Source organism: Pseudomonas sp. FG98 (assembly GCF_057808595.1).
The window spans coordinates 43,868-55,591 of the sequence record NZ_JBMDIJ010000012.1; the positions used below are offsets into that span (position 1 = coordinate 43,868).

Below are 11,724 nucleotides of genomic sequence, written 5' to 3' on the forward strand. Positions count from 1 at the left end.
ATGGTTCGGCTGTTCAGGTTGTGTTGTTTGGTTTGCTTCCTGGGTAAGGAACTGTTGCTCCAGTTGTAACTGGGTAAGCTTGTTGTTCGCTCTCCAGGTGCGGACTTGACATTGCACTGAGCAAAATCGGCATCGGCGGGATCTGCTGAAGAAATTACGGTTGCAGCACTCGCAGGTGTGCTTTCGCAGTGGTCGGCGGTTGGCCATGTTGTTACTCGCTGTGTTGTTATTAATGTTGCAGGGGGGGGTACGGAGAATCGCTTAGCCTTGCTCAGGCTAAGTAATGTGTTGTTGTTGTTGTTCTCGGGCGGGGGTTGTAGGTGCCAGGACTCGCTGAATCCCCTGGCTGGATATACCTTGAAGGCTCGCATCAAACCTAACCGGTACAGCTTTCGTCCTATGAAACATCCGATCAAGTTGGTCTGGACCGAAAACAGACTCACGGCATGGCTGAAGAAGGAATGGCTTCAACTATGCGGGAGATGGTGGAGGGGTAAGTGTATCTTGAGGAACTGGTTTGGTTGTTTCTGCCAGTCTTTTAAGTATACACGAAGTTGCTGAAAAGTCAATACATACATACAAAAATAATTGCATTATTCCGTGTTTTGTGCGTGGTGGTTAGTTGCTGTTTTGAGTCTTCTTGGAGCTCGGATAGGGGCAGGGGCGAAAGCCCCCAATACTTGTTGCGTTGACTCTGGATGGATTCCAGTGACGATTTGTCACGGATGATAACTTCAATGTGTCAGAATGGTTGCAGGTAAGAGCGGGTGCTGTAGCACCAATCAAACTTATCTGAGGCGGTTTCTATCATGCCTTTCGGCATAGATATTTAACTAAGTGGGGAGGGGCTCCCCGCCAACTTCTTGGGTTGAACTTTACTGATATGCTGTAACGTTCCGTTACGGGTATATGTTGCATAGGATGCCTGAGCAGTTAAAAGCAAGATCAAGAGCGGGGAAGGGGTTTCCCCCCTTTCTTCCCCTGCTTAATAAGGTTGTTATCCGTGCGTTGGCACAGGTAGTTAATCGTGGCGTAGACGCCATATAGATAACTGTAAGGTGAATTGTGGAAGTGGTTAATCTCAAAGCTCCGCTTTGGGGATTGTGCCCCCATTCCGCCCTTTGGCGGAAGTTGGCACTTGCCCTTTGATACATGCGGCCGAATTACTCCCCCCCCCCCCCACTGGGGTAGGTTAGGCAGCCTGCGACTCTCTTTGTACGGCGAGAGTCTCATTCCGCCACTTTCGGATAGTCTTCGCGGATACTGAGGTTTCTCGCTCCACAGCTTTGCATGTGGCACCCTCCAGTATCATTCGCATGGCCTGGGCTTTCTTCGGGTGCTGCTCGCGAGCAGGGAAGTTGATGCTGTTCGGCTGCCTAGTGGGGTAGCCCAACTCCGACTCGTACTCTTCGTCATACTCTCTGGCCGTCTTGTACTGAGTTAGCGTTCGCAAGTCATAATGCAATTTCTCCAGATTGTCTGGGCTGGGAAAGTTCAACTCATCTTCGTCTAGCCACTCACAAGCGGCCTGTTCTGGTTCGACGCCATCCATCTCATCACTAAGGGATTGAGGGCGTTTCTCCATCATGCTGGGGATGATGAGCTCAATCGCTTTGACATATCGTCTGGCATGACGCTCACCTAGTTGAAGTAAGTCCTCTACGGCCTCGTTAGAGACGATTGAGAGGCTTTCCAGAATGACTGCGAGGTTGCGTACAGACAGCGGCATAGATTTCCCTCCTACGCCGATAGGGCGGTCGTGCCAATCAAGGCGTGCGATACCTTCCATGATGTCTAATGCAAACACTGGGTAACGTCCCCAGTAAGTCACGCAGCCAATAAAACCGTAGAACGGATTGTGGATGATCTTTGGCTTACGTCCGTACATGCTTTTCGGTGGTCGCGGAGTTATGTTCTTGGGCGGTGGAAGATTTGCTTTCAACCACTTGTCTGCGTTCGCGGAGATGCGTGCATGCAGTTCTTCAAGTTCTTTTTTTGAAAGTAGTTCGGTGTTAGCGTTGTTAGAAGCTTTAAACTTCATGTCGGTGCTCTGTTTGGTTTTTTGATTTGTATGCAAATCCTCTTATGTTCCGGCTAGTTGGTGCTCGGTAACGTATCGCCATATCGCGAGCAGCACGAAACCCGCTCTGCTCAGGGGCCTAGTGGCTTGAACAAGCGAGGTCAGTTTGCGTAGAGGTGGTGTTGCAATGACCAGCCCGGTGGCTGGGGGGCGGATGTTACACTCCTGGATAAGAGTGTCAAGAGGGATTGTTCTACTACTCAAATTTATGCGAAAAGTTTACTGTGAGTCATCCGCCAACGTGGTGCGAAGAAATGCCAGTCAAGATCCGTTTCACCAAGCACCTCATAGAAGTCCTGGTCCGTTACACGCTTACCCTGGGCTTGGCGTTCAAACCGAAGTGCGAACAGTGCATAGACCACGTAAGTTGCGTAGATGATGCCGTAAGCGATTGCGATTGCTAGCCACTTGGCTAGGATAAAGTCGATCATCCGATCACCTCTACTTCGTCGGCAGTCAGGTATACATGACCAACGTCCGGAATCATGACGTAAAGATCATCTTCCTCTGTGGCATATACGTGCCCTTCCAAGCCCAGCAGGTCGAATTCACCCAGGCTGTTAAGCCACCAGCAATCGCGGGTGACTCGAACTTTGTGACCAACTACAATCACTCTTCCAGCTCCTCGTAGTTCTCCGCAACATGCTTGCGGAGCCAGATCAAACCCTTGCCAGTTACGGTGAGCACAGGCCCCATCACAATCTTTCCAGTGTGTGGGTGCTTGTACGGCTCCAAATTAACAACAAAGCGGCCTGCATCCTTCTGTGCCTGATAGGGCAAGTTGTGATTCTTCCCGCCAGTAATCAGCACACCCGTGTTCCGCAGATGCTTGAGGAGCTTGTTACGGCCAATCTTCAAGGTGTCTGCCACCTGCTTCATGGTGTAGGAGTTCTCTGCCACGGCTACCGCGTCATGGAACTCGACCTTGGGCTTGTCCTCCTCGATCTTGACGGCCTGGACGCCGACTTGGTGCTCAAGCTGCAACACCTGTTCGGTGTAGCCCAGGAGCAGGCCCCGGAGGGCCGCAGGATCGTTCAGGTTTGCCGGTGCTGGCTTCGCTACCCTGGCCTCCAGTTCCTGCCAGCGATCCACCAGCTTCGCAGTGAACTCTGGCGAGAGCTGAGCCACAGCAATGATGCTGTCCCGCTTACCCTCCTCGCCCTGGAAGACGAACACCTCGACACCTTGACCCTGGGCATTTCTGACTTGCTGCATTGCAGCATGTTGAATTACTCCTCGATCCATCAACCGCGTAATGGATACCTTCACGTTGTTGTGGCGACTGCCGACTAGATCCGCGATGTCCTGGCTAGTCATGCTCAGGGCCTCACCGCTGCCCTGGATCCACTCTACCGGTGCTTTGCCATACGGCAGACCAAAGCCCTGTACATATTCCGGTGTTCGGTCTGCAATACTTCCAATTTTACTCAACTTGCTGTTGCCCTCCTGGGCGGTATTGATGGGCCTGTAACTACAGGCCCGAGTTATTGCAATTAAGCCGCTTGCTCTTCCAAGTATTGGCGAAGTTCCTCCATCTCTTGTGCTTCTCGCTGTGCCCGGTACTCAGCGTACTTAGGCAAGCGAACACGCAGATCATCTGCGTAGAAGTACAAGTCCTTCCCGTCATCCAGGATGGCGGAGAACTCTTCCTTGGTCAGGAAGCCACGGTAGGTTCGCTCTACCCACTCACGGTTGATGCGTTCGGTGTGGGCAACGTTTGCACGGACTTCAGACTCCTTGCCGTAGCCGGGGGAGTAGGGGCTACAGCCTGATGTGTCGGAGTGCGTCTGCCATTGCCTTGAGCGGGCTACGGCTGCCGTAGATGCTGAACGTCACTGCCCCGTCCTCGTGTCCAGCGATCCGCTTGATGAGCGAGTCTTGGACTCCGGCATCCCGCAGGTCGTCGATGAGAGTGTGGCGGAAGCTGTGAAATGTCTTCCTCGGGTCAGCGATGCCCAGGCGAGTCTTGTAGCGACCGAACCACTTCGAAGGGGCGTGGCCCAGCTTGCCCCGGACGGCTTCCAGTTCGGGGAAGAGGCGGTCTGCTCCAGTGGCCTTTATGGACTCGACGTGTTGCAGCAGGCCCAAGTCGATCAGGGCAGGGTGCAGGGGGAGTACTCGGCGGCTGCTGGCGTTCTTCAGGTTCTGGCCGTCCCGGCTGTCGTCAATGCGGATGCACGGGATGCCCTGTTGCTCGATGAAGTCGTCCACCCGCAACTGGCAGATTTCCTCCAGCCTTGCTCCTGTGGCTCGACCCAGGAGTGGTAGCCAGTACCGCCATGGATGCTTGCTGCTTTCCTTTAGTAGCTGCTGCTGGTCGAGCAGGGCGGTCAAATCGTGCTGGTCGAAGGACAACCGGGCTTCCTTGGCAGACCCCGTCATCACCTTCATCCCCGCCAGCGGGTTCTCCTCTATATACCCGTTGGCCTTGCACCAGTTCATGAACGCGGTGAGCTTGCGGAGGCGGTTGTTCACCGTGACGGCGGTGATGGTCTTGTACGTGCCACCAGACTCCACGACCTGCTTCAGCGTCTTCCCTTTGAACTCAGGCCGCAGGGCAAAGTACTGCGGACACAGGCTAAGCCGTTCTTTCAGCAGTCGGGCTTGTTGCACGTCGAAGGCATCGGCAGGCATATCGCCCATCAGGTCAAACAGATCGGCCAGGGCACGTTCGACTTCCTCGGTGCTGCCCTGGCGCCACGTTCCGCCACGTTTCCCTTCTTCTATATAGAGCTTCGACAGGGATGCCAGCGTAGGACCATCGCCGACCTGCGTCGCCACAGTTGTTGCGGTCGTCCTTGGTGCGAGGCGTGGTATCGGGATAGGTGCAGCATTCCGCCATTTGGAAACCAACGCACGGAGCGTTTGGGGTGTGGTCAGCGGATGTTCGCCAAGGTGTCGCTGGACCTGCTCTGCCAGGGAAGCGGCCAGAAACATTGCTGCCTGACGCTCACGGATGTTCAGGCAAAGGCGAAGAGTGGACCGCTTCGGGAAGAGGTGCTTGGGTAGCCGCAAGTTCAGGTAATAGACGGCTTGGCGGCGGACGATGTAAGTCATGAGTGGAACACCAGAGTGGAACAAGCGAGTGGACCAATTCCAGCCACACCCCTGGTGTCACCTTGCCCGTGCCTCGTGTTTGCACGGTAGAACTATCGGAGCTCCATCAGCCTGAAACCCTTGCCCCATAAGGCCCGCAACGATTACCCGAGCATGCTGGCATGCTACCTGGTCAGGCCCGGAAGGGAGCAGCCATAGCGGGAACATTGTGTGCCGGGGTGTGGCTGGTGGGGCCGCCTCCATTTCTGGGGGCTGAAATCCTCTTCAGGCCCTCTGTCTCCTCGCTTCTACGTCCTTTTCCCTTGCGCCCGTTTATCTGGGGTGCGCGCTTCCCTGTGATTTGCAATTGCCAGTAGCGCTGCGCTGCCACTACGATGTGGCTTCTGAGCAAGGAGCTAGATATGGAATTCGTAGAGCGACTGAACGCGTTATCGGCAAAGATCCGCCAGCAAGGACCCGCAATCCAGACAGAAGAGGCGACCAAGATCGCCTTTGTCATGCCCTTCATCAATTCCGTCCTCGGGTACGACGTGTTCGATCCGTCCGAGGTAACCCCTGAGTACGTCTGCGATGTCGGCACGAAAAAGGGCGAGAAGATCGACTATGCCATCCGCAAGAATGGCGAAATCCAGATTCTGATCGAGTGCAAGAAAATCGGTGAGCCGCTGAATATCAATCATGCGAGCCAGCTCTTCCGGTATTTCCACGTCACCAGCGCTCGTATTTCGATCCTGACTAACGGCCAGGTATATAAGTTCTTCACCGATCTGGATGCTCCCAACAAGATGGACGAGAAGCCGTTTCTGGAACTCGATCTGCTTGATGTGGATGAGCATGCGCTTCCGGAGCTTCAGAAACTGACCAAGTCGGCTTTTGATGTTGATTCGATCATCAGCGCTGCCGGTGAGTTGAAGTATGTGGGGCAGATCAAGAAAGAGATGGCTTCGCAGTTCAGTCAGCCTGACGAAGACTTCGTTAAGTTTTTCGCTGCTCGTGTCTATGAAGGCATGATCACGCAAAAGGTTAGAGAGCAATTCACTACCTTGACGCGAAAGGCCGCAATTCAGTTTCTTGGCGATCAAGTCAATGACCGTTTGAAGTCGGCAATGAGTGGTGCTCCGGAGCCTTCGTTTGCCATGGTGGCGACTGTCCAGTCTGACTCAGAAAAAGAATCGGCTGATAGTACTGGAGATGATCGTGTTCAAACGACTCTTGAGGAGTTGGAGGGCTTCCATATCGTCAAGGCGATTGTTCGGGCAGTCGTGGACGCCAAGCGGATCGTGCATCGTGATACTCAAAGCTATTTTGGGATATTGCTTGATGACAACAATCGCAAACCGATTTGTCGTTTGCATTTCAATCGTAGTCAAAAATACATTGGTATTTTTGATCAGGAAAAGAATGAGACACGGCACCCAATTGCGTCAGTAGATGATATTTATGTGTTTGCAGAACAATTGAAAGGAACTATCTCGTTGTACGAGTAAGTCTATTTGTGTCGGGGTGATGGTCGTACAAGGTCGTCACTCTGCTTATTAAACTGAAGTGAGATATTCGTTTCTGGTCCTCCAAACAAAGGGATGGAAGCATGATCAGTAGTGCTGAATTTTATCGCCGGATCCAGTTACCCGCCTTGACTGCAGCAGCGTTATTGACGGTCAGTGCCACTGCCGTAGCGGATCCGGATTTTTGGGTGGCTACTGATCGGGTTGCGCGCCACACATGTCCATCTGTGAAATGTGGGGTGGCTGGACAGCTTATGTTTCGAGAAGGGGTTGAGGTTTTTGAAGAAAAAGATTCTTGGGCTCGCATAACAAAGCCTTACTCAGCTTCTTGTGTCAATGGTTTCAGTGAATATGTGAAAAGTGGAAATTCTGCATGTGTTAGTAGTAATGGTATTAGCAATGGAGTGTTCGCGGAGTGGATTCCCAAAAAAGCTCTTACAAAAGAGAGGCCCGCTGATCCGGGGGAGGGGGCAACCGGTGACGACGCATTGGTTAAAAGCTCGGACGATTATCGCCTCTATCGTGCCCAGTTTTCAAAAGCAGCTCGTGAGCTAATAAATAAGGGGGCTTGTACAGCAGGTGACTTTGAAGAGGTCGGCGGGTGGATGTCCTCTCCCTCTAAAGGTAAGGAAATGTACTTTATGTACTGCGGTGGTATGACCAAGGCCAACCGGTTGTATCTCAACGTGCGTACAGGAGTAATAAGTCGTTAGTAGGGTTTCTGTCGAAAACTTGTTGGGTGGCTTATGAGTAAGATTCCACTTACAGATACAATCGCTCATGCACTGGTTCAGCTTGTAGATGACTCTGGAAATAATGGTAGTTATCGAGAACCATCGCATGCCGATATTGAATTTCAAGTGAATACCGCTTGTCTCTCGACGCATGACCCAAAGCAGCAAGGGCAGGTGATTGGCAAAGCGAAGCGAGTTCGTGCAGTACTCTATGGTGCCATGGAGTTTAATCCAGAGGCAGGTGCTCGTTTCGCCGCTGGACTGCTATCTAAAGTCCGCGCCTGCGGTGGTTTTCGTGAAACGTCTGCGAACTATGTGGGGCGTGAGGCGGTTGAAAACGCTAAGGCCGCTTTCAGTGCGGAGGGCTTTGACTTAGCAAACGATGGAACGGTATCCCCTAAAGTTCTTACTGCACTTGTCGGTGCAGAAGTTACAGATGCATTGTGGGGATATGCCCTTCGCGCCCAGAAGGGGGCGGATGATGCCGCTCTCATAGTGGGTACAGGTAAGGACTTGCTAGAGGCCACCGCAGCTCATGTGCTTATGACCCTCGAGGGCCGTTATCCTGAAAGGGCGAATTTTCAGGGGCTTTTGGGTATGGCGTTCATCGCCCTCGGCTTAGCCGTGCCAGAGCTTCCCGAGGAGCCAGGTGAGCCTGCGATTAAGTCAATGGAGCGCGGCCTGTTTGTCGCTGCTCTCGGTGTCAACCGAGTTCGTAATAAGCAGGGGGCTGGCCACGGGAGGCCTTGGGTGTCCACTCTTTCATCTGAAGAAGCTAAAGCAGCCATTGAGGTCGTAGGTTCCATTGCTGCTTACTTGCTCGGTAAGTTGTCCAAACGTGCCTAGTCATGAGTAGAAGGTAAAAGGGGATTTATTTTTCGCAGGTGAAAATAACCCCCCTTTTTAGTCCGACAGTCGTGTTCTGGAATCCGTATCTGCTACTCGAGTGATCAAGGCCTTTGGGATGTTGCTTGAGGGGCGGATCAATGGCAGAAAACGGCCCAGGCTGTGTGAAACCATCAGCGATTGTCTAACCTTCAGATTGTCGTGATCGTGGCAGGGACAATCATGAAGCGATTGGTTGAGGATGAGGCTCGGACGCAGGCCACATTGCTGCTGGAGTGTCTGGACGACTACGTAACTGAAGAAAACCCGGTTCAGGTAGCAGACTCAGGCGGAACCCGTCCAGGCAGAACTCTGTATTCGTATAGCCCCTGGAAAATGCAAGACCGTACAGGCGCATTGATCGGGACCAGAGCGGCTAAAGAGAATCGGAGCCTATCCGGGCATCACAAACACTTGCCCGCAGAAATTCCAAAGGGCGCAGCCATTGGCCAAGAAACGGGTGTCCCGTCCCTACAGGAATCAAACATGCGGAAATTTGTCACTGCCATGGCGATGCTGGCGCTTACCGGTTGCTCTACCCATACCGGCCAGACGGGTCAGATGATCGCTGATTCCGCCAAGGACGGCGACGTTCTTGGCGCTGGGATCATGAGCGTTACCCTGCCTTTCATGCTTCTCATGGATGTTGCCACTTTGGGCAACACCCAGGATGACGAAGGCACGGAAAACATCGCCGCAGAGGCGGAGCAGTCGGCAGCCACTTACACCGTCAGTCCAGGCCAAGAGCAGGTCGCGGCTCACTGCCAGACAGAGATTGCTGCCATGACAAATGCAAACAGCTGTACCACCTATCCCCGGTCCTGCGGTCATTACATAGAGGCCGCTCTCGGGGGAGCGAAAGACAACAATACGTGGTCCTTGGTTGCCTACGAAAAACGCCTTGGCCTCATCCAGCAAGACATAGATAAGCTCAATGAATGCGCCGCAGATGAGGAGTGTTACACCAACGCCCCATACGGCAACGGTGATGCCGAGTACCAATCACTCATGGCCTGCGCCAAGGACTATAAGCTGAGTGTGCTCAAGGCCGCCGGCAATCCTGACAATGAAACGGCTGAAACCGTTGGTGGCGAAAAATCGGGTTTGACGTTCGCCTCCGGTGACTGCGAGACCCGCAAACAACTCGTAATCAACACCAGGATCCCCGATAACGCCTCCGTCACCAGTAGTACCGAGACGGTAATGTTCATGACCCAGACGGCCATCGACATGATCGACGGCGGATGTCCTGGCGGCACCCCTCAACAGCGGATCGATGAACGCCAGCGGTACCTGGACGCCTACACCGCCGCCGAAAATGCATGCAATGCCGTGCAGTCCGGCGACCGAAAGTGCGCGCCTCAGAAACATTTCTAACGGCCTGCTTTACGATTCTTTGCGCAATGAACTCAGCGAAAAGGAGGTGAAAATAAATTTGACTCCTTTTCTCTGACTCCTTTTCTCTTTTTATTGCTTTAAAGTATGGGGTTCATAGTCTTCGCCTGAATCGAAACAGTCTCCAAGGCTCCCACTGCGTTGGAATAGCAAAGCAGTGAAGAAAAATGTAAGCGGCTGCAACCCATTCTATGACGGTGTTCTTGACCAGCCCCGGAAAGCACTCAAAAAACAGTATGCATTCGTTCTGAGTTAGCTCTATATAAGAAAATGCCAAGACGGTGTTGGTGAATATGATTGCGGCGGCTGTCGGGGTTTTGTAGTTTTTCCCAGAAAATCTATATTTAAGGTAGTAGCAGAAAAGTACGCCGAGTGTTGCGCAAGTCACAAATAAATAGGCAATCATTTTCGTCCTTTCCGAATCCAGCGGTTGGGCTCCCACTCTACCGGGAACGCAAAGCAGTGAAGAAAAGCAAATACAAGAGCTGCCCAGCTCAGAGTCGGGTATTCGAAGTGAATATCTGGAAAACAGCCAAGGAACGTGACGCAGCGGTTTTTAACAATTTCGAGATGGAAAACTCCAAAAGGAAAATTGGCTGCCGCAGAAATTATAAAATACTGTTTTTTGAAATTTCTCCCTGAGGATTTTTGTCTGAAACTATAAGCTATATAAAGGATGGATGCTGAACACAGTATATAGGTGGCTGTAATCATTTTTCGAGCTCATTTTTGCCTTGCTTGAAATAGGTTTCTCGGCTTCCATTCTGTTGGGATAGCAAAGCAATGCAGGAAAATACATACAAGGGAGGTCCAGGCGATTAGAGGGTAGCTGTCCTCAAATTTTGGTAGGCATTTGTAAAACAGCATGCATCCATTTTGTGTGAGTTCGATGTGGTAGAGCGCCAGGATGAAATTGTAAGGCATGATCACTAAGGTTTTTTTGTGGCTATATTTTTCTCCTGAAAATCTGAGTTTCAAATAATACGCAAAGGCGACAAGTAAAAGCGCAGAAGGAATAAATACTATTGTGATCACTTTTTGATTTCTTCTATGAGGTTTCTTGTTGCCTATGAGCCCATGGCTATTTCAAAGAGTCGTGCGCCTTTGTTCATTAGCCTGTAAGAGCGGACATAGTCTGGCCTGATATGTGTGAATAGCTTCCATGCCGGCCATGGCCTGCGCCAGCAAGGGGGAGGATTTGTCCAGGTGCTTGTGGATAACCAGGGGATTGTGGACCGCGTGGGAGACATTGCTGACGGTGCTCATCGCATGATTCAGCGCCAGCACGAGGATCTGGTCGGTATGCCCGATCTGGCATTTGTTGCCGATCGAGTCCTGGGTGGAACACCCGGCCGAGATCAGGCCCATTTTCTTGCCGTTGATGGTCATGTAGCTGTGGTTGGCCATGGTTCGAACGCCTTGTAGGTAGGAGTTCGCAGGCTAGGGAAGAGAAACAGCGATGTCTGTGGGACGTTTCCCAAAGAACCTGCGGAAATTCAGCAAGCTGGCAGGTGCTCAGAGAAAGCGACAGCGAAAAGGCCGTGGAGCTGGGCTCCACGGCCTTCATTCACCCCGGCACGTTCACCGGTGAAGCCGTCGTTGCAAGCGACAACAACGCTTTGGACATCCTCATATTCAGAACCGCACGGTTGAGCATTTCCCTATGCCACACCTCTGGCGGATCAGGGAGGTAGGCGACGTCGAGTATGGCTTTGGTGAGATGTTCCGCAGCCCGCTTGATGGCTTCTTCATGGGAGAGGCCGGGGCCAACACAAAGCGCGGGTGGTGGATCGGGTACGAGCTTTTTCATGGTGAAACTCCAATGTCTTGATCGGAGCCGCCACAGGTCGCTGCTAGACGAAGGGTGGCGACTGTACGTGAGTTAGCAGACCAGGACATTGGGAACCCGGCGCACCCGAAGGTGCCCACACGCACAGCCGCCATAACTGGTTGCTGGTGGTTACCAATGTCGGACTGCTAATCCGGTCGCCGAATTTGCGACGACCGACGCAGCCTAGGCACCGTTTCCACGGTACGCAACCACCATGCAGGGTCGGGGAGTATGCTT

General features: G+C 52.6%; 11 protein-coding genes. 4 read left to right on the plus strand and 7 right to left on the minus strand.

What is annotated here, in order from left to right:
* Nucleotides 1–1,192 precede the first annotated feature (1,192 nt).
* From ACODSK_RS10920 to ACODSK_RS10940, 5 genes are all read right to left on the minus strand, one after another.
* The gene (locus ACODSK_RS10920; RefSeq protein ID WP_489015909.1) at nucleotides 1,193–2,041 is read right to left on the minus strand and encodes a helix-turn-helix domain-containing protein; all 849 of its coding nucleotides are present in this window, start codon (nucleotides 2,039–2,041) and stop codon (nucleotides 1,193–1,195) included.
* A gap of 245 nt (nucleotides 2,042–2,286) precedes the next feature.
* Complete coding sequence (locus ACODSK_RS10925) at nucleotides 2,287–2,511, minus strand: hypothetical protein (protein ID WP_489015911.1); 225 nt, start codon at nucleotides 2,509–2,511, stop codon at nucleotides 2,287–2,289.
* Nucleotides 2,508–2,693, minus strand: a complete 186-nt coding sequence (locus tag ACODSK_RS10930; protein WP_489015913.1) for a hypothetical protein — start codon at nucleotides 2,691–2,693, stop codon at nucleotides 2,508–2,510. Before ACODSK_RS10930 ends, ACODSK_RS10925 begins: the two co-directional genes overlap by 4 nt.
* Nucleotides 2,690–3,511 carry a phage antirepressor KilAC domain-containing protein gene (locus ACODSK_RS10935; RefSeq protein ID WP_489015914.1) on the minus strand — a complete coding sequence of 274 codons (822 nt, stop codon included), beginning with the start codon at nucleotides 3,509–3,511 and terminating at the stop codon, nucleotides 2,690–2,692. Before ACODSK_RS10935 ends, ACODSK_RS10930 begins: the two co-directional genes overlap by 4 nt.
* Nucleotides 3,512–3,841: 330 nt before the next feature.
* Nucleotides 3,842–5,137 (minus strand): site-specific integrase, encoded by a 1,296-nt coding sequence (locus ACODSK_RS10940; RefSeq protein WP_489015915.1) that lies wholly within the window; start codon nucleotides 5,135–5,137, stop codon nucleotides 3,842–3,844.
* Nucleotides 5,138–5,538: 401 nt separating this feature from the next.
* Here ACODSK_RS10940 and ACODSK_RS10945 point away from each other — a divergent pair, with 401 nt between their 5' ends.
* The 4 genes from ACODSK_RS10945 (at nucleotide 5,539) to ACODSK_RS10960 (ending at nucleotide 9,638) form a co-directional block, all read left to right on the plus strand.
* A complete protein-coding gene (locus ACODSK_RS10945) occupies nucleotides 5,539–6,624 on the plus strand; it encodes a type I restriction endonuclease (protein WP_489015917.1) in 1,086 nt (361 codons plus the stop codon).
* Nucleotides 6,625–6,725: 101 nt separating this feature from the next.
* Nucleotides 6,726–7,355, plus strand: coding sequence for a hypothetical protein (locus tag ACODSK_RS10950; protein ID WP_489015918.1), 630 nt, complete (start codon nucleotides 6,726–6,728; stop codon nucleotides 7,353–7,355).
* A gap of 33 nt (nucleotides 7,356–7,388) precedes the next feature.
* A complete protein-coding gene (locus ACODSK_RS10955) occupies nucleotides 7,389–8,222 on the plus strand; it encodes an abortive infection family protein (RefSeq protein ID WP_489015920.1) in 834 nt (277 codons plus the stop codon).
* A 525-nt stretch (nucleotides 8,223–8,747) separates the two neighbouring features.
* Entirely contained in the window at nucleotides 8,748–9,638 is an 891-nt protein-coding gene (locus ACODSK_RS10960) for a hypothetical protein (RefSeq protein WP_489016017.1), read from the plus strand.
* 1,104 nt (nucleotides 9,639–10,742) lie between these two features.
* On the opposite strand, the gene tssD is transcribed toward ACODSK_RS10960, so the two are convergent.
* Nucleotides 10,743–11,063, minus strand: coding sequence for a type VI secretion system tube protein TssD (gene tssD, locus ACODSK_RS10965; protein WP_489015922.1), 321 nt, complete (start codon nucleotides 11,061–11,063; stop codon nucleotides 10,743–10,745).
* Nucleotides 11,064–11,223: 160 nt separating this feature from the next.
* The gene (locus ACODSK_RS10970; protein WP_489015924.1) at nucleotides 11,224–11,466 is read right to left on the minus strand and encodes a hypothetical protein; all 243 of its coding nucleotides are present in this window, start codon (nucleotides 11,464–11,466) and stop codon (nucleotides 11,224–11,226) included.
* Nucleotides 11,467–11,724: the final 258 nt, after the last annotated feature.